13 protein-coding genes and 2 riboswitches are annotated in these 21831 nt (G+C 65.7%); of the genes, 5 read left to right on the top strand and 8 right to left on the bottom strand.

All coding sequences use genetic code 11. The annotated features are described in order from the left end of the window. The first annotated feature begins 183 nt into the window (after positions 1 to 183). From putA to R2676_RS14745, 4 genes are all read left to right on the top strand, one after another. Positions 184 to 4164 carry a trifunctional transcriptional regulator/proline dehydrogenase/L-glutamate gamma-semialdehyde dehydrogenase gene (putA, locus tag R2676_RS14760; RefSeq protein WP_206273335.1) on the top strand — a complete coding sequence of 1327 codons (3981 nt, stop codon included), beginning with the start codon at positions 184 to 186 and terminating at the stop codon, positions 4162 to 4164. Between the two features lie 130 nt (positions 4165 to 4294). Then, positions 4295 to 5428 (top strand): branched-chain amino acid ABC transporter substrate-binding protein, encoded by a 1134-nt coding sequence (locus R2676_RS14755; RefSeq protein ID WP_206273334.1) that lies wholly within the window; start codon positions 4295 to 4297, stop codon positions 5426 to 5428. A 198-nt stretch (positions 5429 to 5626) separates the two neighbouring features. Then, entirely contained in the window at positions 5627 to 6850 is a 1224-nt protein-coding gene (locus R2676_RS14750; protein WP_206273333.1) for a cation:proton antiporter, read from the top strand. A 9-nt stretch (positions 6851 to 6859) separates the two neighbouring features. After that, the gene (locus R2676_RS14745) at positions 6860 to 7993 is read left to right on the top strand and encodes a YbdK family carboxylate-amine ligase (protein ID WP_206273332.1); all 1134 of its coding nucleotides are present in this window, start codon (positions 6860 to 6862) and stop codon (positions 7991 to 7993) included. 21 nt (positions 7994 to 8014) lie between these two features. Here the strand turns inward: R2676_RS14745 and R2676_RS14740 are convergent, their stop codons facing one another. The 8 genes from R2676_RS14740 to R2676_RS14705 all read right to left on the bottom strand — a co-directional run bounded on the left by R2676_RS14740 (position 8015) and on the right by R2676_RS14705 (position 19215). Then, the gene (locus R2676_RS14740) at positions 8015 to 8530 is read right to left on the bottom strand and encodes a GNAT family N-acetyltransferase (protein ID WP_206273331.1); all 516 of its coding nucleotides are present in this window, start codon (positions 8528 to 8530) and stop codon (positions 8015 to 8017) included. A 14-nt stretch (positions 8531 to 8544) separates the two neighbouring features. Continuing rightward, positions 8545 to 10599 (bottom strand): OPT family oligopeptide transporter, encoded by a 2055-nt coding sequence (locus tag R2676_RS14735; RefSeq protein ID WP_206273330.1) that lies wholly within the window; start codon positions 10597 to 10599, stop codon positions 8545 to 8547. Positions 10600 to 10780: 181 nt separating this feature from the next. Continuing rightward, positions 10781 to 12157, bottom strand: coding sequence for an L-serine ammonia-lyase (locus tag R2676_RS14730; protein ID WP_206273329.1), 1377 nt, complete (start codon positions 12155 to 12157; stop codon positions 10781 to 10783). A 96-nt stretch (positions 12158 to 12253) separates the two neighbouring features. Next, a complete protein-coding gene (locus R2676_RS14725; RefSeq protein WP_206273328.1) occupies positions 12254 to 13372 on the bottom strand; it encodes an alginate lyase family protein in 1119 nt (372 codons plus the stop codon). Positions 13373 to 13534: 162 nt separating this feature from the next. Further along, positions 13535 to 16474 carry an aminomethyl-transferring glycine dehydrogenase gene (gene gcvP, locus R2676_RS14720; RefSeq protein ID WP_206273327.1) on the bottom strand — a complete coding sequence of 980 codons (2940 nt, stop codon included), beginning with the start codon at positions 16472 to 16474 and terminating at the stop codon, positions 13535 to 13537. Positions 16475 to 16558: 84 nt separating this feature from the next. Continuing rightward, positions 16559 to 16939, bottom strand: coding sequence for a glycine cleavage system protein GcvH (gcvH, locus tag R2676_RS14715; RefSeq protein WP_009239583.1), 381 nt, complete (start codon positions 16937 to 16939; stop codon positions 16559 to 16561). Between the two features lie 47 nt (positions 16940 to 16986). After that, positions 16987 to 18114 carry a glycine cleavage system aminomethyltransferase GcvT gene (gcvT, locus tag R2676_RS14710; protein ID WP_206273326.1) on the bottom strand — a complete coding sequence of 376 codons (1128 nt, stop codon included), beginning with the start codon at positions 18112 to 18114 and terminating at the stop codon, positions 16987 to 16989. 129 nt (positions 18115 to 18243) lie between these two features. After that, a riboswitch (glycine riboswitch) is annotated at positions 18244 to 18371 on the bottom strand. A gap of 12 nt (positions 18372 to 18383) precedes the next feature. Next, positions 18384 to 18481, bottom strand: a riboswitch (glycine riboswitch). A 407-nt stretch (positions 18482 to 18888) separates the two neighbouring features. After that, positions 18889 to 19215 carry a hypothetical protein gene (locus tag R2676_RS14705; RefSeq protein WP_027678500.1) on the bottom strand — a complete coding sequence of 109 codons (327 nt, stop codon included), beginning with the start codon at positions 19213 to 19215 and terminating at the stop codon, positions 18889 to 18891. A gap of 273 nt (positions 19216 to 19488) precedes the next feature. Between R2676_RS14705 and R2676_RS14700 the strand changes: the two genes are divergently transcribed. Then, positions 19489 to 21621 (top strand): UvrD-helicase domain-containing protein, encoded by a 2133-nt coding sequence (locus tag R2676_RS14700; protein WP_316857297.1) that lies wholly within the window; start codon positions 19489 to 19491, stop codon positions 21619 to 21621. Positions 21622 to 21831 lie beyond the last annotated feature (210 nt).

Here is a 21831-nt window from a genome sequence, read left to right as displayed (position 1 = left end):
ACCCACCCACCAAAACAATAAAAGTCGCCCCAAAGCCCCCATCACCCTCTGCGGTTGCACCCCAATCTACCCATTTCGAACCAAGGGGTTTTACTAGGTTGCACCTTCGGGATCGCCAGGCGTATGATCCGCCCAATTTGCCGGCCACAAGCCAGGCAATGGCAGCTCTGGATAGGAACCCACATGGCTACAACCACCCTCGGGGTCAAGCTGGACGATGCTTCGCGTGAACGCCTCAAGCGCGTTGCGCAGTCCATTGACCGCACGCCGCATTGGCTGATCAAGCAGGCGATCTTCACGTATCTGGATCAAGTGGAGCGGGGGCAGCTGCCAACTGATGCAAACGGCCCGGCGGCGGATGGCCTCCCGTCCGCCGCCGCAGCCGTCTCGGACGTGCACGAGGGTGACGAGCCCACAGTGCAACCGTTCCTCGAATTTGCGCAAAGCGTGCAACCGCAGTCGGTCCTGCGCGCTGCCATCACCGCCGCCTACCGCCGGCCGGAAACCGACGCCATTCCGATGCTGCTGGAGCAGGCCCGCCTGCCGGGCGCGCTGGCCTCGGAAGCCAAGCAGCTCGCACGTGACCTCGCCGGCAAGCTCCGCACGCAAAAGGTCGGCACCGGCCGCGAAGGCTTGGTGCAGGGCCTGATCCAAGAATTCTCGCTGTCGAGCCAGGAAGGCGTGGCGCTGATGTGCCTGGCCGAGGCGCTGCTGCGCATTCCCGACAAGGCCACGCGCGACGCGCTCATCCGCGACAAGATCAGCAACGGCAACTGGCATTCGCACCTGGGCCAGAGCCCGTCGCTGTTCGTGAACGCCGCCACCTGGGGCCTGCTGCTGACCGGCAAGCTGGTCGCCACGCACAACGAAGCCGGGCTGTCGAAGGCGCTCACGCGCATCATCGGCAAGAGCGGCGAGCCGCTGATCCGCAAGGGCGTGGACATGGCGATGCGCCTGATGGGCGAGCAGTTCGTCACCGGCGAAACCATTTCCGAAGCGCTGGCCAATGCGCGCAAGTTCGAGGCCGAAGGCTTCCGCTATTCCTACGACATGCTCGGCGAGGCCGCGATGACGGAGGAAGACGCCCAGCGCTACCTCGCGTCGTACGAGCAGGCCATCCGCGCGATCGGGCAGGCCTCGGGCGGGCGCGGCATCTACGAAGGGCCGGGCATCTCGATCAAGCTGTCGGCGCTGCACCCGCGCTACAGCCGCGCGCAATACGACCGCACGATCAACGAGCTGTATCCGCGCGTGAAGGGCCTGGCGATGCTGGCCCGCGAATACGACATCGGCATCAACATCGATGCCGAAGAAGCCGACCGCCTGGAGCTGTCGCTCGACCTGCTGGAACGCCTGTGCTTCGCGCCTGAGCTGGCCGGCTGGAACGGCATCGGCTTCGTGGTGCAGGGCTACCAGAAGCGTTGCCCGTTCGTGCTCGACTACATCATTGACCTGGCCCGTCGCAGCAAGCACCGCCTGATGATCCGCCTCGTGAAGGGCGCGTACTGGGACAGCGAGGTCAAGCGCGCCCAGGTCGACGGCCTGGAGGGCTACCCGGTCTACACGCGCAAGGTCTACACCGACGTGTCGTACCTGGCCTGCGCGCGCAAGCTGCTGGCCGCGCCCGAGGCGATCTTCCCGCAGTTCGCCACGCACAACGCGCACACGCTGGCGGCCATTTATCACATGGCCGGCCAGAACTATTACCCCGGCCAATACGAATTCCAGTGCCTGCACGGCATGGGCGAGCCGCTGTACGAGCAGGTCGTCGGCAACAAGCCGGGCAAGCTGAACCGCCCGTGCCGCATCTACGCGCCGGTCGGTACGCACGAAACGCTGCTGGCTTACCTCGTGCGCCGTCTGCTGGAAAACGGCGCCAACACCTCGTTCGTGAACCGCATTGCGGACGAGTCGATTCCTCTGGACGACCTCGTCGCCGACCCGGTGGCGGTGGTGGAAAAGATGCACGCCGATGAAGGGACGCTCGGCCTGCCGCATCCGAAGATTCCGCTGCCGCGCGCCCTTTACGGTGACGTTCGCGCAAACTCGTCGGGCATCGACCTGGCGAACGAGCAGCGCCTGGCGTCGTTGTCGTCCGCCCTTCTTGCCGGCACCAGCACGGTCTGGACCGCCGAGCCGACCATCGGTGACGCGCCGTATGTGGGGGGGCCATCGCAACTTCGGCAGCCGGTGCGCAATCCGGCGGACCTGCGCGACATCGTCGGCCATGTGACGGAAGCGACCGAAGCCGACGTGGATGCCGCGCTGTCGGCCGCCACCGCCGCCGCCCCGATCTGGCAAGCCACGCCGCCGGAAGCGCGTGCCGCGCTGCTCGATCGTGCCGCCGACCTGATGGAAGGCGAGATGCAGCACCTGATGGGTCTGATCATCCGCGAGGCCGGCAAGACGCTGTCCAACGCCATCGCCGAGGTGCGCGAAGCCGTCGACTTCCTGCGCTATTACGCGGCACAGGTGCGCGGCGGGTTCTCCAACGACACGCACCGTCCGCTGGGCCCGGTGGTCTGCATCAGCCCGTGGAACTTCCCGCTGGCGATCTTCACCGGCCAGGTCAGCGCCGCGCTGGCTGCGGGCAACCCGGTGCTGGCCAAGCCCGCAGAACAGACCCCGCTGATTGCGGCGCAAGCCGTGCGCATCCTGCGCGAAGCCGGCGTGCCGGCCGGTGCCGTGCAACTGCTGCCGGGCCGCGGCGAGACTGTCGGCGCGGCGCTAGTGAAGGACGGGCGCACCAAGGGCGTGATGTTCACCGGCTCGACCGAAGTGGCGCGCATCCTGCAGCGCACGCTGGCCGGCCGCCTGGATGCCAACGGCGCGCCGATCCCGCTGATTGCCGAGACCGGCGGTCAGAACGCGATGATTGTCGATTCGTCGGCGCTGGCCGAGCAGGTGGTGGCCGATGTGCTGTCGTCTGCGTTTGATTCGGCGGGGCAGCGTTGCTCGGCGCTGCGTGTGCTGTGCCTGCAGGATGACGTCGCCGACCGCGTGCTGGCGATGCTCAAGGGCGGCATGGCCGAACTGGCGATGGGCAATCCGGATCGACTCGCCACCGACGTGGGCCCGGTGATCGACGCCGAAGCGCGCGACAACATCGTCGGCCACATCGAAGCGATGCGCGCCAAGGGCCGCCGCGTGCATCAGGCACCGGTGCCGGCCGCATGCGCGCACGGCACGTTCGTGCCGCCGACGGTGATCGAACTCGACAGCCTGTCGGACCTGACGCGTGAGATCTTCGGCCCCGTGCTGCACGTGGTGCGCTGGAAGCGGTCGGCCGACAACACCGGTTTGACGAAGCTGATCGAGCAGATCAACGGTACGGGCTACGGCCTGACGCTGGGCATCCACACGCGTATCGACGAAACCATCGCGCACGTGGTCGACCGCGCGCACGTCGGCAACCTGTATGTGAACCGCAATATCGTCGGCGCGGTGGTGGGCGTGCAGCCCTTTGGCGGCGAAGGCCTGTCGGGCACGGGTCCCAAGGCCGGCGGCCCGCTGTATCTGCTGCGTTTGCTGTCGACCTGCCCGCAGGACGCCATGCGCACCGCGCTGCAACTCACCGCAGGTGCCGGTACGGAAGTCGATACCGACGCGCGCCGCGCGCTGCTGGCGCCGTTCGACGCGCTGACGGACTGGGCGCGCAAGCAGTCGGCAGAACTGGCGGCGCTGTGCGAGCGCCTGGCTGCGGCCTCGGCCACGGGCGCTACCGCCACGCTGCCCGGCCCGACCGGCGAGCGCAACACCTACACGCTGTTGCCGCGTGAAGCGGTGCTGTGCGTGGCGGCCGATCCGGCAGATTGGCTACGCCAACTGGCAGCCGTGCTGGCGGTCGGCAGCATGGCCGTTGTGCAGGAAAACCCTGCCATCGAAGCGGTACTTCGGGGCTTGCCGGCGGCAGTACAATCGCGCGTCCGCGTGGTCGGGTCGACCGACGAAGCGGCGTTTGATGCGGTGCTGCATCACGGCGATTCGGACCATCTGCGCGCCATCTGCGAAGGACTGGCACGACGTGCCGGCCCGATCGTGGGGGTGCAAGGCCTGCCGCATGGCGGGGAAGGGCTGGCGCTGGAGCGCCTGCTGATCGAGCGTTCGCTGTCGGTCAATACGGCCGCCGCGGGTGGCAACGCCAGCCTGATGACCATCGGCTGACGGGGAGCACGAGCAGGATTCGCGGTTCCATTCGCACGACGGGTGCGGATGGGATGCGAAGCGGGAGGAGGGCGGCGGTGATCCCGCCGCGCTATTGATCCAAATTGCGTTTGAACTAGGAGACGCACAAATGAAATTGAAGCAACTGTGGGTGGCCGCCGCGCTGTGTGCGCTGGGTAGCGCCGCATCGGCCCAGGAAGTCATCAAGCTGGGCTTTGCTGCCCCGATGTCGGGTCCGCAAGCGCAATACGGCACGGACATGAAGAACGGCGCGACGCTGGCCGTTGAAGAGTTCAACGCCACCAAGCCGAAGATCGCCGGCAAGGACGTCAAGTTCCAGCTGATGGCGGAAGACGACCAGGCTGACCCGAAGACCGGTACGGCAGTCGCCCAGAAACTCGTGGACAGCGGCATCAAGGGCATGCTCGGCCACTTCAATTCGGGTACCAGCATCCCGGCGTCGCGCGTGTACAACCAGGCCGGCATCGCGCAGATCGCCATGGCAACCGCGCCGGAATACACCAAGCAAGGCTACAAGACGACGTTCCGCATGATGACTTCCGACACCCAGCAGGGTTCGGTGGTCGGCACGTTCGCCGTCAAGAAGCTGGGCTACAAGAACATCGCCATCGTGGATGACCGCACGGCCTACGGCCAAGGTCTGGCCGACGAGTTCGAGAAGGCTGCCAAGGCTGCCGGCGCTACCATCGTGCGTCGCGAATTCACCAACGACAAGGCCAGCGACTTCAAGGCCATCCTCACGCAGATCAAGAGCAAGAACCCGGACGCCGTGTTCTACGGTGGCGCCGAAGGTCAATCGGCCCCGCTGCTCAAGCAAATGCGCGAGCTGGGCATGAAGTCCACGCTGATGTCGGGCGAAATGTCCAAGACCGACGACTTCATCAAGCTGGCCGGCCCGCAAGCGGCTGAAGGCATGGTGGCATCGCTGGCCGGTCTGCCGCTGGAACAGATGCCGGGCGGCGCTGGCTACAAGGCCCGCTATGAGAAGCGTTTCGGCACGCCGGTGCAGACGTACTCGCCGTACGCCTACGACGGCGCGATGGCCCTGATGAAGGCGATGGTGGCTGCCGGCTCGTCCGACCCGGCCAAGTACCTGCCGATCCTGGCTGCTACCAACACGCAAGGCGTGACCGCCAAGCACTACGCCTATGACGACAAGGGCGACCTGAAGGACGGCGGCATCACCGTCTACAAGGTCACCGGCGGCAAGTGGACGCCGCTGGAGAGCGTCGGCGGCAAGTAATCCGACCGGCTCTCAGCCATTTGCAGTATGAAAACCGCCCTCCGGGGCGGTTTTTCTTTGCCTGCGGCCGGCGGCTCCAAACGCAGAGTTGTTGTCTTCTGCGTCGAAAATCACCGATCGTTTATTAAATATCGTGTAACGCGACTCTAACGCGTGTCAGTGCTTGGCTGACTTTCCCGGATGAGGGCTTCGGGTACCATGTCGGCCATGGCAGGACTTCACGATCTCTTCCCTTCGTGGCCGCCCGCTCCTGGCGGCCTTTTCTGGATCGGGCTGGCGCTGGTTGGCGCGGCGTTGTGCGGCGAGTTTGCGCGCGCGGCGCTCAAGCTGCCGCGCATCGTCGGCTATGCGGTAGCGGGGCTGGTGGCCGGCGTGCTCGGCCGCCCGCTCATCGACACCGACATGCTCGAGCAGACCCACATCCTGATCGAGATGGCGCTGGCGTTGGCGCTGTTCGAGCTGGGGCACCGGCTGTCGTTCGAATGGCTGCGTGCCAATCGTTGGCTGTTGCTCACCAGCGGCTTCGAAAGCCTGCTGACCTGGGGCCTGGTCACCTGGGTGCTGCAGCTGTTTGGCGTGGCGACGCCCGTGGCGGTGGCCGCAGGCGCCATCGCGGTGGCCACGTCTCCGACGGTGCTCCTGCAACTCAAGAACGAACTGCGTGCAGAAGGCCAGGTGACGGAGCGACTGCTCTCCCTGGGCGCGCTCAACAGCATCTACGCCAGCGTGCTGGTGCCGCTGACCGCCGGCTGGCTGCATAGCGAATACGGCCATTGGGCGGCTGCGCTGATCCACCCGCTGTACCTGCTGGCAGGCTCCGTGCTCCTGGCCTGGGTGGTCGGCAAGGTGGGCCATGCGCTGTATCACCGCATGGCGGGTGACGATCACTACGCGTTTCTGGTGCTCGTGGGCCTGGTGCTGTTTGCCCTGGCGATGGCCAAGCTGCTGAAGCTGTCGGTGCCGCTCACGCTGCTGCTGGCGGGCGTCGTGTTCAAGCACCAGGACGATCACCCGCGCGTCTGGCCGTCGCACTTCGGCAGCGCGGGCAGCATCCTGATCGTGGTGATGATCGTGTCGCTCGGCCTGCCGCTCAAGGCATCGGATTGGGCGATCGGCGGTGTGGCGGCGGTGGCGCTGGTGCTGTCGCGCTTCATTGCCAAGCTGGCGGCCACCACGGCGCTGGGCTCGTTTTCGGGGCTGTCGATGCGGCAGAGCATTGCGCTCGGCCTGGCGCTCGGCCCCATGTCGGGATTGTCATGGTTGCTGATGCACGATACGGCGGCGCTGTATCCGCAGACAGGCGGGCCGCTGGCGGCCATCATCCTGTGCACGCTGGCGATCCAGCAGATTGCTGCGCCGATCCTGACTGCGCGGTCGCTGCGCTGGGCGGGTGAGGTGCGGCAAGACAACGAACACCGCTAAGAGGCTTCCATGTCCCTCGAACCGTTCTCGAAATCCGAAGCACTCACGTTTGGCGTCGAGCTGGAACTGCAGCTCGTCAATCGTCACGACTACGACCTCGCCTCGGCGTCGCCCGACCTGCTGCGCATGCTCAAGGGCAAGGAATACCCCGGCGACATCAAGCCCGAGATCACCGATTCGATGATCGAGATCTCCACCGGCATCTGCCACAGCCACGACGAGGCGCTCTGGCAGTTGCGCGAAATGCGCGACCGCATGGCCGAAGCCGCCACGGCGTTGAATATCGGCATCTGCGGCGGCGGCACGCATCCGTTCCAGCAATGGAGCCAGCGCCAGATTTCGCAATCGCCGCGCTATCAGTACATCTCGGATCTGTACGGTTACCTCGCCAAGCAGTTCACGGTCTTCGGCCAGCACGTGCATCTGGGCTGCCCGAATCCCGACGATGCGCTGTATCTGCTGCACGCCATGTCGCGCTACGTACCGCACTTCATTGCGCTGGCAGCGTCGTCGCCATTCGTGCAGGGCGTGGATACGGGGTTTGCATCCGCGCGCATGAATTCGGTCAGCGCCTTCCCGATGTCGGGCCGCGCGCCGTTCGTGCTGACGTGGGACGCCTTCATCGCGTACTTCGACAAGATGCACGCCACCGGCGTGATCGAGAGCATGAAGGACTTCTATTGGGACATCCGCCCCAAGCCCGAATTCGGCACGATCGAAGTCCGCGTGATGGACACCCCGCTGACCGTCGAACGCGCCGCCGCCGTCGCCGCCTATATCCAGGCGCTGGGCCGCTGGCTGCTGCTCGATCGCCCATTCATGCCCGAGGAAGACGATTACCTCGTCTACACCTTCAACCGCTTCCAGGCATGCCGCTTCGGGCTGGCCGGTGAATACGTCGACCCGGCCACCGGCAATCGCGGTGCGCTGGCCGATCACATCCTGAAGACGAGCAAGGTGCTGTCGGCACACGCCGAAGCGCTGTCGTCCGAAGGCGCGCTCGACATGGTGCGTGAGGTGGTGGAGGGGCGCGATGCGGATGCCGAATGGATCCGCGCGGCGCAACGTGAAACCCGCAACCTGCACGAGACCGTGCGACGCGGTTGCGGGCGCTGGACGCAGGCGGCAACGCAGCCCGCCTGACGCATCGAGATCGCGGAACGGTCAGTCGCTGCGGACCGTTCCGGGCGCTTCCAGCCAGCGCTGCATGAACACAAGGTCGAGCCACTGGCCGTGCTTGATGGCGGCCTCGGGCATGCGGCCCACTTCCTTGAAGCCGAGCTTTTCGTGCAGCCGGATCGAGCCTGCATTGGCACCGTCGATGGCGCCCACCATGAGGTGTTTGCCCAGCGCAGCGGCACGCTCGCACAGCGCCTCGACCAGCAGGCTGCCCAGCCCCTTGCCGCGCCAGTCGCGGTGAATGTGCACCGAGTGCTCGACGGTGGTGCGAAAGCCCGGGTACGGCCGGAAATCGCCAAACGATGCAACGCCTGCAACTTGCCCGTCATCGTCGGCCACCAGCACCGGATACCCCTGCGTGGCACGCAAGGCCAGCCACGCGGTGCGGTCTTCCAGCGTAACCGGTGTTTCGGTGTAGATCGCATTGGAGTTGGCGATCACGTCGTTGTAGATGGCGAGGATGGCCGGCAGGTCAGCCTGCGTTGCGTCGCGGAGCAGCATGATGCGGGATGGGGTCAGTGAGTCGGTCGCACCGCCAGCACGCGGCGCGCGAAGGCCCAGCATACCAAGGCGAACACGATCAGCCCAAGCCATTGCGCCGTGCCTTCAAACGACGCACCGACGATCGCCAGCGGCGCATCCTTGCCCGTGCCGCCGATGATGGCCGCCATCAATACGCCCACCAGGCTTTCGCCGACGATCAGGCCCGACGCCAGCAGCACGCCGTGGCGGTTCGGCACCTCGGCATAGCGCTCGTACGGTACGCCTGCGGCCCGCGCGCGCTTGGCAAGCAGCTTCTCGATGATCCACGCCAGCACCGCGCCGGTCACCAGCACCGTGCTCACCGTCGGCGGCAGGTAGATGCCGATGCCGACCGCCAGCACGGGCAACCGCGCGACACCGCCACGCTGCTTGAGCGCCCAGTCGACGGCGATGAGCAGCACGCCGATGACGATGCCCGCAATCACCATGTTCCATTCCAGCTGGTGCGTGAAGATGCCGGTGGCGATGGCGGTCATGAGCGTCGCCTGCGGTGCGGACAGCGCCTGCGCGGCGTCCATGCCGGCACGCGGCAGCGCACCCGGGAAGCCATACGCGTTATACAGCAGCTCCAGCACCGGCGAGATGACCGCCGCGCCCGCCACGCAACCGATCAGCAGCGCCACCTGCTGGCGCCACGGCGTGGCCCCGACCAGCCAGCCGGTCTTCAGATCTTGCAGGTTGTCATTCGAGATGGTCGCCACGGCCACCACGGCCGACGTGGTGAAGATCGCCAGCGCAATGCCGAGCTTGCTCGCTTCGGGCGAACCCACGATGCCGTTGTCCGCGCCGATGGCCAACAGCAGCAGCGACACCAACGTGATGGCGATGATGCCGATGCCCGAAATCGGGCTCGACGACGAACCGATCAGCCCGGCCATGTAGCCGCACGCCGCCGCCACCAGAAAGCCGAACACCACGGCAAAGATCACCGCGCAGGTGATCAGCGTCCAGCGCGAGCCGGCCGACAGCATGGTCGGCGCCAGGAATGCGGCAAACGTGATCACCAGCACCACGACCATGGCCAGCGTCACCAGGAGGATCCAGCGCGGCGCCATGTCCTGCTCGGTGCGTAGCGCGCTATCGGTTTTCGGGCGCAGGCTGCCGAACGAGCGCTTCGCGCCTTGCACCACCGGGCCAATCAGCGTGCCCAGCGTCCACACGGCCGCCACCGCAATCACGCCGGCGCCGATAAAGCGCACCTGCGTGCGCCACACATCCGTGCCGAACGCAGAGAGCGCCTTGCCGGCCGGCATCGGCGTGATCGAGGTCAGATACGGCACGGCGATGCCCCAGGCGATCACCAGGCCCACCAGCATGGCCAGCCCGGCCACCAGGCCGATCAGATAGCCCGCGCCCAGCAGCGCCGTCGAAAAGCCCAGCGGCAAGCGCACCACTGCGGCACCGGCGGCGAACCACCAGCTCGCGCCTTCGCCCAGCAAGCGCAGGCCGCTGGTAGCAAACGCCACGATGGCCGCGACGATGCCGCCCGCTGCCAGATCGCGCATGCCGGTGGCGGCGGGCACCGCGTCGTCATCGACGGCGTTTTCACCGTCCGCCGACTGGCCGCTGCCCACGCGCAGGATTTCTGCCGCCGCCACGCCTTCGGGATAAGGCAGGTCGCTCTGCACGACCATCGCATGACGCAGCGGGATCGTGAACACCACGCCCAGCATGCCGCCCGCCATGCACACTCCAAACGTTTGCCAGAACGGGAAGCCCTGCCAGTGCCCGATCATCACCAGGCCGGGCAGGATGAAGATGATGGAAGACAGCGTCCCGGCCGCAGACGCCTGCGTCTGCACCATGTTGTTTTCGAGGATGTTCGTGCCGCCGAGCATGCGCAGCACGGCCATCGAAATGACCGCTGCCGGAATCGCCGAAGAAAACGTCAGGCCGACCTTCAGGCCGAGGTACACGTTTGAAGCGGTAAAGATCACGGTGATGATCGCGCCAAGGATCATGCCGCGTAGCGTCAGCTCTGGCAGGGTCGCTGCCGGAATGTGCTTGGGAGGATGGAGGGATTGCATCCTGCGGGTCTCCAAAGAGGGTTCTTGTGGCGCGGATTATAGAAGTGGACGGGGGCGAGGGCTTGTGCGTTTTTTTTTGATGTGTGCTCTAGATTTGTTGTTTGTGGTCCATCCCTTGTTTCAGCCCCGGCAGCGAACGAAAGGGAGATGGACCACCAACGCAAAAACCACAGACCAAATATCAACACTCCACAATATTCACCGCCAACCCACCCCGCGCCGTCTCCTTGTACTTCGTCTTCATATCCGCGCCCGTCTCGCGCATCGTCTTGATGACGGAGTCGAGCGAAACATAATGCGTGCCATCCCCCCGCAACGCCATGCGCGCCGCATTCACCGCCTTCACCGACGCCATCGCATTGCGCTCAATACACGGAATCTGCACCAGCCCGCCAACCGGGTCGCACGTCAGCCCCAGGTTGTGCTCCATGCCGATCTCCGCTGCGTTTTCGACCTGCGCAGGCGTGCCGCCCAGCACCGCCGCCAGCGCTCCGGCAGCCATCGAACACGCCACGCCGACTTCCCCCTGGCAGCCAACTTCCGCGCCCGAGATCGATGCGTTCATCTTGTAAAGCATGCCGATCGCGCCGGCGGTGAGCAGGAAATCCACGATGCCGTTGTCGTTCGCGCCGGGCACGAAGCGGTCGTAGTAATGCATCACGGCCGGGATGATGCCGGCTGCGCCATTGGTCGGCGCCGTGACGACGCGCCCGCCCGCGGCGTTTTCTTCGTTCACGGCAATCGCATACAGGTTCACCCAGTCGATCACCGACAGCGGGTCGGACAGCGTGCGCTCGGCCTGCACCGTGAGGCGTGAATACAGCTCCGCCGCGCGACGGCGTACGTGGAACGGGCCCGGCAGTTCGCCCTCGGTGCGGCAGCCGCGCGCCACGCACGCCTGCATCACGTGCCAGATGTTGAGCAAGCCGGCGCGCACTTCGGCTTCGGTGCGCCATGTCAATTCGTTGTCGAGCATCAGGCGGGCGATGGACTTGCCCGTCGATTCGCACATCGCCAGCAGCTCCTTGCCGCTGCGGAACGGATGCGGCAACTGGTCGTGCGCGGCCAGCACTTGTGTATTCGGCGCACCGGCCGTGACGACAAAGCCGCCGCCCACCGACAGGTAGCGCGCCTCGCGCAGCCGCTCGCCGGCTGCATCGAAGGCGTGGAACTTCATGCCGTTCGGGTGCTCGGCCATCGCCTCGCGGCGATAGAACGCGATGTGCTCCTTCTCGGTAAAGCGCACCGCGTGACGGCCCAGCAGCGACAGCGACTGCGAGGCGCGCAGCGCCGCCAGCTTGTCTTCGATGGTGTCGGGGTCGATGGTGTCCGGCGCCTCGCCCATCAGGCCGAGGATGACGCCGCGATCGGTGCCGTGGCCCTTGCCGGTGGCGCCGAGCGAGCCATACAGCTCGACGCGCACGCTGGCGACTTGCGGCATCAGGCCGTCGGCTTCGAGGCCCGAGGCGAACATCAGCGCGGCGCGCATCGGCCCGACGGTGTGTGAGCTGGACGGGCCGATGCCGATCTTGAAGAGGTCGAAAACAGAAACAGCCATGGGGTTAGGCTCCGGGGGCGTTAAAGGGGGCAAGCGGCTTGTGGCCACGTGCGCCAGGTTGTTGTGTGCGGCGCTGTCAGTACAACGCTTCGGCGGTCAACGGGCTGCGCACAGCGCCAGCCAGTCGGGCGCGGTGGCGGCGAGCCGTTCGGCCAGCGTGCGGTATTTCGGATCCAGCCGCGCCGCCTGCCAATACAGGGTGCCGGCGCTTTTTGGCTCCCACATGCCGGAGAAGCCGGGCAGGCCCGCATCGGCTCGCTTCTTGTCGAAGGCAACGTGCGAGTGGACATATTCCTCGTGCGTGCGGCTGCCGTCGGCATACGGCACGAGCCAATCGATGGCGGCAGCGAGCGAGGCGCCGTTGGCTGCGCGCTCATGTAGCCACTGCTGGCCGAAAGGCTGCACGGCAATCGCGGCCATCGTGAGCGGCTCGAGGTCGTAGACGACGTAGTGAAGTGCGTCGCGGTCCTCAAAGTCTTCCACCGACCCGTCCGGACGCACGTTATTGGCGAGCTGTTGCAGGAACAGGCGATGCACCTGCGCGACCAGCGCCTGATCGTCCAGCGCGGCGGCCGACATTGCCATCAGCTTGATGCGATGGCTTTGCCAGTTGTTCACCCACGTGTGGGACAGCGGCTGGCGCGCAGCCTCTGTGCGCGCAATATAGCCTTCGGCCAGCGTACGCAGGAAGCGTTGCGTCTCTTCACGCGTGCTTGGCGTGAGGCCTTCGCGCGCAAGCGTGTAGGCCTGAATCAGCGCATCGAACTTCGTCTCGTCGATCGGGTTGTAGCTGGGGACATACGTGCCAACCCAGGCATGCAGGAAGGTGTCGACCTGTTCGGCGAAGCGCTTGTCGCCGGTGAGTCGCCAGGCCATTGCAGCGTCGCGCATGACCGGGAAGTCCCGCGCGGCCGCAACCGATTCGTCGTAGATGCCCTGGTGCGGCAGCGTGCCTTCGGTATGCAGACGCGGCAGCGGGTGCGGTGTCTGCACGAGGTGCTGGGTGGCACGGCCGATCAGCTTGACAGCCGCAGGTTCGCCGGACAGCGCTGGCGACACGCTGCACCAATCGCGCGCCGGGCCGGCCGTATGGTGCGTGCCGGCATACGCCGATGCCGCAGCGCCCGCTTGTATCGGCGAGCACGCGCCGCATACCGCGATAGCGGCAGCACACGCAAGCAGACGGAAGAGCGGGGCAGGTTGAAGCATCGGCATGGCGGTGTCTCGTCGATCGGGTGAACTGTCGTCACCATAAGGGCCGAGGCACGCTAAAAGCAGCGGTTGTGAGAGCAGGTTACAGGGATTGCGCCACGTTACATGTGACACGGCGGCGGAGCATGCCGCCCCGCCGCCGCGTTCATCTCACTTCGACCGGGGTCAGTCTTGCGCGTACTCGCTCATCGGCACGCAGGCGCAGAACAGGTTGCGGTCACCGTAGACGTTGTCGGCGCGGCCAACCGGCGGCCAGTACTTGCGTGCGCGCAGCGATGCCACCGGGTAGGCGGCCTGCTCACGCGTGTACTTGTGCGACCAGTCATCGGCCATCACGACGGCTGCGGTGTGCGGCGCATGCTTGAGCGGGTTGTCTTCGCGGTCGAATTCGCCCGAGATCACCTTGTCGACTTCGCCGCGGATGGCGATCATCGCGTCGATGAAGCGGTCGAGTTCCACCTTCGGCTCGCTTTCGGTCGGCTCGATCATCAGCGTGCCCGGCACCGGGAAGCTCATCGTCGGTGCGTGGAAGCCGAAGTCCATCAGGCGCTTGGCGATGTCTTCGTTGCTGATGCCCGATTCCTTCTGCAGCGGACGGATGTCGAGAATGCACTCGTGCGCCACCAGGCCGTGCGCGCCCGTGTACAGCACCGGGTAGTACGGCGCGAGACGCTTGGCCACGTAGTTGGCCGACAGGATTGCCGTCTCGGTGGCGGCGGTCAGGCCCGCGGCGCCCATCATCGCGATGTACATCCACGAGATCGGCAGGATCGACGCCGAGCCGAACGCCGACGCCGACACATTGCCGATGTTCTGGCTGGCATCTTCACCCGACGCCGCGCGCCCCGGGAGGAACGGCGCGAGGTGCGCACCCACGGCCACCGGACCGACGCCCGGGCCGCCGCCGCCGTGCGGAATGCAGAACGTCTTGTGCAGGTTCAGGTGCGAGACGTCGCCGCCGAAGTGGCCCGGCGCGGCGGTGCCGACCATGGCGTTCATGTTGGCGCCGTCCACGTAGACCTGGCCGCCGTGGCTGTGCACGATTTCGCAGACGCGCTTCACGCCTTCCTCGAACACGCCGTGCGTGGACGGGTAGGTGATCATGATCGCCGCGAGGTTCTTGCTGTGCTCGGCGGCCTTCTTTTCCAGATCGGCCAGATCGACGTTGCCGCGCTCATCGCACGCCACGACGACCACCTGCATGCCGGCCATCTGCGCCGATGCGGGGTTCGTACCGTGCGCCGACGACGGGATCAGGCACACGTTGCGGTGCGCTTCGCCACGGCTGGCGTGGTAGGCGTGGATGATCAGCAGACCGGCGTATTCGCCCTGCGAGCCGGCATTCGGCTGCAGGCTCACGGCGGCGTAGCCGGTGGCGGCGCAGAGCATCTGCTCGAGCTGGTCGATCATCTCGCGGTAGCCGACGGTCTGGTCGGCCGGTGCGAACGGATGGATGTTCGAAAACTCGGGCCACGTCACCGGCAGCATTTCTGCGGTGGCGTTGAGCTTCATCGTGCACGAGCCCAGCGGGATCATCGTGCGGTCGAGCGCGAGATCCTTGTCGGCGAGACTGCGCAGGTAGCGCAGCATTTCGTGCTCGGAGTGGTGCGCGTTGAACACCGGCTGCGTCAGGTACGCGCTCTGGCGGATGAGCGAGGCCGGATACGCATCGGCGACGCCCGCTTCGGTCTGGTCGAAGTCCGGTGCGGCGGCGTGCGCGGCATGCGCGAAGATGTCCCACAGCGTAACGACATCGGCGCGCGTGACGGTCTCGTCCAGCGAGATGCCCAGTCGCGCGTCGTCGATCTGGCGCAGGTTGATGCCGTGCGCCTGCGCAGCGATGTGCAGGTTGGCGGTGCGCGGGCCGGTGGCGACGGTCAGCGTGTCGAAGAACGCGTCGGCTTCGAGCGTGTAGCCGATCGCGCGCAGGCCGGCGGCCAGCGTGGCGGTCAGGCGGTGCACCCGCTGGGCGATGCGCTTCAGGCCTTGCGGGCCGTGATAGACGGCGTACATCGACGCCATCACGCCCAGCAGCACCTGCGCGGTACAGATGTTCGAGGTGGCCTTCTCGCGGCGGATGTGCTGCTCGCGCGTTTGCAGTGCGAGGCGGTAGGCCGGGTTGCCTTGCGCATCGATCGTCACGCCGACCAGTCGGCCGGGCATCGAGCGCTTGAACGCATCGCGCACGGCCATGTAGCCGGCGTGCGGGCCGCCGAAACCGAACGGCACACCAAAGCGCTGCGTGTTGCCGATCACGACGTCGGCGCCCCATTCGCCCGGCGCGGCCAGCAGCGTGAGCGCCAGCAGGTCGGCGGCGGCCACGACCAGACCGCCGGCGGCGTGCACGGCATCGGTCAGCGCCTGGTACGTCGCCAGATCGCCCAGCAGCGCACCGTTGGCGCCCGGGTATTGCAGCAGCACACCGAACGCGTCGTGCTTGGCAGCGTCGGCGGCAGGGCCGGTCACCACCTGCACGCCGATCGGCTCGGCGCGCGTGCGCACGACTTCCAGCGTTTGCGGCAGCACGTCGTCGGCCACGAAGAACACGGTCGACTTCGACTTGCCAATGCGCTGCAGCAGCGTCATGGCTTCAGCCGCGGCGGTCGCTTCGTCCAGCATCGACGCATTGGCGATGTCCATCGCCGTGAGGTCGATCACCATCTGCTGGAAATTCAGCATCGCTTCCAGGCGACCCTGCGAAATTTCCGGCTGATACGGCGTGTAGGCCGTGTACCAGGCGGGGTTTTCGAGGATGTTGCGCAGGATGACGCCCGGCGTGTGCGTGCCGTAGTAGCCCTGGCCGATCAGGCTCTTGACCACGCGGTTCTGCCCGGCGATGCCGCGCAGCTTGGCGAGCGCCGCTTCTTCGGTCAGCGGCTGCGTGAATTCGCCCAGCGGCATGCCGTCCTGGCGGCGGATGGCCGGCGGGATCACGGCGTCGATCAGCGCGGCGCGGCTGGTGTAGCCCAGCGTGCCGAGCATGGCGGTCTGCTCGTCGGCAGACGGGCCGATGTGGCGGTGCGCGAAGGCGTCGCGCGCCTCCAGGTCAGCCAACGTCGGGCGTTCGGCGGCAAGCGCCGAGGAAGCGGGGTGCGGAGCGTTCATGGCAAGGGCTCGAAATTCAGGCGATGCAAGCAATGGCCGATGCGCGGCGCAGGTCAGGGCGCACGCACCGGCCGGAGGACCGGCTTAGCCGATCTTGGCTTCGTAATCAGCAGCCGACATCAGGGCGTTCACGTCGTCGGCGTTGGTCGGCTTGATCTTGAACAGCCACGCCTCGTAGGCGCCTGCGTTCACGGATTCCGGCGCGCCGGCGGCATCTGCGTTGTTGGCGACGATCTCGCCGGCCACCGGGGCGAAGATGTCGGAAGCGGCCTTGACCGATTCCACCACGGCAATCGCTTCGTCCTTGGCGACGGCGCGGCCGGCTTCCGGCAGCTCCAGGAAGACGATGTCGCCGAGCTGTTCCTGCGCGAAGTCGGTAATGCCGATGGTCAGCGTGCCGTCGGCTTCAACGCGGATCCACTCGTCGTGTTCGGTGTATTTCAGATCGGCGGGGACGTTGCTCATGAAAGGTTTCTCCGGAAGATGGGTATTTGGGAATGCAGATTCGGTGTTCAGCTGACCAGCGCCTTGCCATTGCGCACGAACGGCAGTTTAACCACAGTCGCGGTCAACTTGCGGTCGCGAATTTCGACCTGTACGTCGGTGCCGATGGCCACGTCCTTGGGCAGGCGCGCCAGTGCGATGGACAGCGACAGGCTCGGGCTGAACGTGCCGCTGGTGATCTCGCCGTCACCGGCGGGGGTGATGACCTTCTGGTGGGCGCGCAGCACGCCGCCCTTGTCGCGCAGGATCAGGCCGACGAACTGTTCGCGCTGGCCGCCGGCTTGCAGCGCAGCCTTGCCGGTGAAGTCGCGTTCGCTTTGCAGATCGACCGTCCAGGCGAGGCCGGCGTCGAGCGGCGAAACGTGCTCGTCCATGTCCTGGCCGTAGAGGTTCATGCCGGCTTCCAGGCGCAGCGTGTCGCGCGCGCCGAGGCCTGCCGGACGCACGCCGGCCTGCAGCAGGCGCTCCCAGACGCCCGCAATCTGCGCGGCCGGCACCACCAGTTCGAAACCGTCTTCACCGGTGTAGCCGGTGCGGGCCACCATGATCTCGCCCACGTTTTCCACGGTGACGAAGCCGGCGTTGAACGGCTTGAGCGCGTCGCCCACGGCCTGCGTGCCGGGCAGCGCGGCGTAGGTCTTGGCACGCGCGTTCGGGCCCTGCACGGCCAGGATGCCCAGCGGCTCGGCGCCTGCGTTGTTGTCGGAGCGGCGCGGCGTGATGGTCACGTCGGTGCCGGCGGCGGCGTTCTGCGCGACGATCCACTCCAGGTCCGTCGGGGCGGTGCCGGCGTTGACCACCAGGCGGAACCAGTCTTCGCGGAAGAAGTAGACGATCAGATCGTCGATCACGCCGCCCTTCGGGTTGAGCATGCAGCTGTAGAGCGCCTTGCCCGGGGTTTGCAGCTTGTCGACGTTGTTGGCGAGCAGCCCACGCAGGAAATCGCGCACGCGCGCGCCGGTGAGGTCGACCACGCACATATGCGAGACGTCGAAGACGCCTGCGTCCTGGCGCACGGCGTGGTGCTCTTCGATTTGGGAGCCGTAGTTGACGGGCATGTCCCAGCCGCCAAAGTCGACCATGCGGGCGCCCAGCGAGCGGTGGATGGCATTGAGCGGCGTGTGTTGGAGCGTCATGGAATCTCTCGGCTGAGTGCGCCGCCGTGGCCTGGGCGCGGCGCATGGATCGGGAACCAGAAAAGCAAAAAGGCCATCCGCGCAGCCTGATGCCTCATGGTGACGCCATGAAGATCAACAAGCTGCGCAGATGGCCCCTCTGTCCTTGGTACCTGAGAGATTGCGAAGCGGTGCGCATAGCGGTGCGCGCCGTTCGTGAGCCCCTTCGGTGGGCGCCCGCAGTGGTCGTGCGGCGCCAGCTCTCCAGAGTGCGGTCGGACGCATGTCCGCCGATCCGCCCGGTCCTGGATGCCTGAGAGTTTTCGGGTGCTACCCCTTCGGCGGCGCCTTGCCGTGTACGGCGGGCACGCTCTCCCGGATGGATGGGCGGAATTTACGGAAGGGGGATGGGATTGTCAATTGGGGTGGACTTGGCGGTTTCGGGTTGAGGGGGGAGGGCTGGATTTTTTGTGCTTGTGGTCCATCCCTTGTTTTATCCCCTGCCGGGGCTGACTCACTTTCTTTGGTCTTGCCCAAAGAAGGTAAGCAAAGAAATGCGCGCCCGAGATGGCGAAAGACTCCTTCAATTTCCGTAACCGGGTGGAGACGGGGAAAACTCGCTGCGCTCAGACAGTTCCCCGTCTTTTTTTTCCGCCCGCTTACGAAAATTGAAGGCGCCATCTAGGGCAGGAACGTCAAAGGCCAAAGACCAAAGACAACGGCCACACCGTCGGGCGCTGGCGGGAGCGCCTTGTGGTGTGGCCGGAGTGCGGGTGTGGCTGGTCTTGCTTTGACTTACTTGCCGATTTGGCGGCTGACCTGGTTTTCCTGCTGGTTCAGCGTGCGCTGTTCCTGTTTGGTGATGTGCCCACCGTTTTGGGCGGCCATGTCGCGCTCTTCCTGGCGAATCTGGCGGTCTTCCTTGTGCAGCTGGCGCGCCTGGCTCTTGGTGATTTCGCCTTCCTTCACTTCGTTGTGGATGCGCTTGTTCTGGTTGGCGAGGCGGTGATTGACCTCGGCGCGGCGCGGGTGGTCCTTTTGCCATTGCGTCTGGGCGAAGGCGCCGGTGGTGGCAGACAGGGCGACGGCGCTGATGGCCAGGGCTTTGACGATGCGGTTCATGGTGCGTTCTCCGGTGGGCGGCCGACCGATTCAGCCGCTGTCCTGCCCATAACGGCGTGCCGCGCGGGGTCGCTTACGCCGTTCGTGTAACGGTGCGTAAGCGGTGTAACGCCCCTGCGAAAAGCGAGGGGCGCAAACGCGTGCGGTGCGGTATTGGGCACCTCCGCAGGCGGCCCGGCAACAGGCCTTTCGTCGGCTCAATCGATGCAAAGGCGCCGTGCTACCATCGCCCTCCGCTGTCGTTCCCGCCTGCTTTTTCTTCCGCCTGTTCCCATGTCTTCCGGTCTCGCCCACGGGCTCAATGCTGCCCAATCCGAAGGTGTGCATTACCTCGACGGCCCGTGCCTGGTGCTGGCCGGTGCGGGCTCGGGCAAGACGCGCGTGATCACGCAGAAGATCGCGCACCTGATCCTCGACAAGGGCTTCGAGCCCAAGCACATCGCCGCGGTTACGTTTACCAACAAGGCGGCCAAGGAAATGCAGGAGCGCGTGGCCAAGCTGATGGACGGCAAGACGCGCGAAGACGGCAAGCGCATTCCCATCAAGCAGTTGACGGTCTGTACGTTTCACTCGCTGGGCGTGCAGATCCTGCGGGCGGAAGCCGAGCATGTCGGCCTCAAGCCACGTTTCTCGATCATGGATTCCGACGATTGCTTCGGGATGATCCAGGAGCAGCTGGCCACCACCGACAAGCAGTTGATCCGCCGCGTGCAGAGCACGATCTCGCTGTGGAAGAACGGTCTCGTCGATCCGGACACCGCGATTGCCGAGGCGCTCGCCAACAACAACGTCGACGACCATCAGGCCGCGCTCGTCTACCGCAACTACGTGGCGACGCTGCATGCGTATCAGGCGGTGGATTTTGACGACCTGATCCGGATTCCCGCCGAGCTGTTCGCGCGCAATGAAGACGTGCGCCTGAAGTGGCAGAACCGCCTGCGCTACTTCCTCGTCGATGAATACCAGGACACCAACGCCTGCCAGTATCAGCTGCTGAAGCTGCTGGCGGGCGGCTCGCACCTGCGTGCGCCGGCCTTCACGGCCGTGGGCGACGACGACCAGGCCATCTACGGCTGGCGCGGCGCCACGCTCGACAACCTCAAGCTGCTGCAGACCGATTTTCCGAACCTGAAGGTGATCAAGCTGGAGCAGAACTACCGCTCCACGGTGCGCATCCTGAACGCCGCCAACGCGGTCATCGCGCAGAACCCGAAGCTGTTCGAGAAGACGCTGTGGAGCGAGCACGGCATGGGCGACCCCATCAACGTGACCAGCGCCAATGACGAGGAGCACGAAGCCGAGAGCGTCGTCTTCAAGCTGTCCGCGCACAAGTTCGAGCGTCGTGCGCAATTTCGCGATTACGCGATCCTGTATCGCGGCAACTTCCAGGCGCGCCTGTTCGAGCAGATCCTGCGGCGCGAGCGCATTCCGTATGTGCTCTCGGGCGGGCAGAGCTTTTTCGACAAGGCCGAGATCAAGGATCTGTGTGCCTATCTGCGGCTGATTGCCAATGCGGATGACGACCCCGCGTTCATCCGCGCCATTACCACGCCCAAGCGCGGCGTGGGCAACGCGACGCTGGAAGTGCTGGGCGCATTCGCGGGGCAGGCCAAGGTGTCGCTGTTCGAGGCGGCAATGATGGGCGGCATCGAAGCGCAACTCGCGCCGCGGCAGCTGGAGCCGCTGCGGGTGTTCTGCGAATTCATCGTGCGGCTCTCGGACCGCGCCGCCAAGGAGCCCGCCGCCACGCTGCTCGACGAGATGATGGAAGGCATCCACTACGAGGCCTACCTGTACGACACCTACGACGAGCGCCAGGCGCAGAACAAGTGGACCAACGTGCTGGAGTTTCTCGACTGGCTCAAGCGCAAGGGCACCAAGCCGGAGAAGGATGACGACGAAGGTGACGACAAAGAGGCCACCGGTTTCGACAACGCCGATGGCCTGCTGGACGCCGGTAAAAACCTGCTGGAACTCACGCAGACCATCGCGCTGATCAGCATGCTCGAAGGCAAGGAAGAGGACCCGGATGCGGTGCGCCTGTCGACGCTGCACGCCAGCAAGGGGCTCGAATATCCGCACGTGTTTCTGGTGGGCGTGGAGGAAGGCATCCTGCCGCACTGCCGCGAAGACGACGATCTGACGGACGAGAAGATCGAAGAAGAGCGGCGGTTGATGTATGTGGGCATCACGCGGGCGCAGCGCAGCCTGCATATCAGCTGGTGCAAAAAGCGCAAGCGCGCGCGGGAGACGGTGGTGTGCGAGCCGTCGCGCTATATCGCGGAGATGAAGCTTGGGGAGGATGCTGGGCCGACGCCGGAGGACACCATGCCGGCGATGTCGCCGAAGGATCGGTTGGGGGCGTTGAAGGGGTTGTTGGCGGCTAAGAAGCCGGTGGTTTCCTGATTGGTTTTTGGCTTTTGGGTTTTGCCTTGGTGGTCCATCTGTGTTTCGTACCCTGCCGGGCACGACTCACTTTTCTTTGTCTTGCCAAAGAAAAGTAAGGGCGGTTTCAAGCTCCAAGTGCAACAGCGGGGTCAATGACGATTCCGTGCTTGGCGCAGTTCTCAATAAAGGCTTCTGCGGGAGTGCGCCAGCCGAGTGTTTTACGCGGTC

The sequence above is a fragment of the Ralstonia flatus genome (assembly GCF_958439105.1).
Lineage (GTDB): Bacteria > Pseudomonadota > Gammaproteobacteria > Burkholderiales > Burkholderiaceae > Ralstonia > Ralstonia flatus.
This window is presented reverse-complemented; position numbering and strand designations above follow the sequence as displayed.

What these genes read in the sequence shown, in the direction of transcription:
- putA (WP_206273335.1), top strand. Translation starts at nt 184, where the DNA reads ATGGCTACAACCACCCTCGGGGTCAAGCTGGACGATGCTTCGCGTGAA.
- R2676_RS14755 (WP_206273334.1), top strand. Translation starts at nt 4,295, where the DNA reads ATGAAATTGAAGCAACTGTGGGTGGCCGCCGCGCTGTGTGCGCTGGGT.
- R2676_RS14750 (WP_206273333.1), top strand. Translation starts at nt 5,627, where the DNA reads ATGTCGGCCATGGCAGGACTTCACGATCTCTTCCCTTCGTGGCCGCCC.
- R2676_RS14745 (WP_206273332.1), top strand. Translation starts at nt 6,860, where the DNA reads ATGTCCCTCGAACCGTTCTCGAAATCCGAAGCACTCACGTTTGGCGTC.
- R2676_RS14740 (WP_206273331.1), bottom strand. Translation starts at nt 8,530, where the DNA reads ATGCTGCTCCGCGACGCAACGCAGGCTGACCTGCCGGCCATCCTCGCC.
- R2676_RS14735 (WP_206273330.1), bottom strand. Translation starts at nt 10,599, where the DNA reads ATGCAATCCCTCCATCCTCCCAAGCACATTCCGGCAGCGACCCTGCCA.
- R2676_RS14730 (WP_206273329.1), bottom strand. Translation starts at nt 12,157, where the DNA reads ATGGCTGTTTCTGTTTTCGACCTCTTCAAGATCGGCATCGGCCCGTCC.
- R2676_RS14725 (WP_206273328.1), bottom strand. Translation starts at nt 13,372, where the DNA reads ATGCCGATGCTTCAACCTGCCCCGCTCTTCCGTCTGCTTGCGTGTGCT.
- gcvP (WP_206273327.1), bottom strand. Translation starts at nt 16,474, where the DNA reads ATGAACGCTCCGCACCCCGCTTCCTCGGCGCTTGCCGCCGAACGCCCG.
- gcvH (WP_009239583.1), bottom strand. Translation starts at nt 16,939, where the DNA reads ATGAGCAACGTCCCCGCCGATCTGAAATACACCGAACACGACGAGTGG.
- gcvT (WP_206273326.1), bottom strand. Translation starts at nt 18,114, where the DNA reads ATGACGCTCCAACACACGCCGCTCAATGCCATCCACCGCTCGCTGGGC.
- R2676_RS14705 (WP_027678500.1), bottom strand. Translation starts at nt 19,215, where the DNA reads ATGAACCGCATCGTCAAAGCCCTGGCCATCAGCGCCGTCGCCCTGTCT.
- R2676_RS14700 (WP_316857297.1), top strand. Translation starts at nt 19,489, where the DNA reads ATGTCTTCCGGTCTCGCCCACGGGCTCAATGCTGCCCAATCCGAAGGT.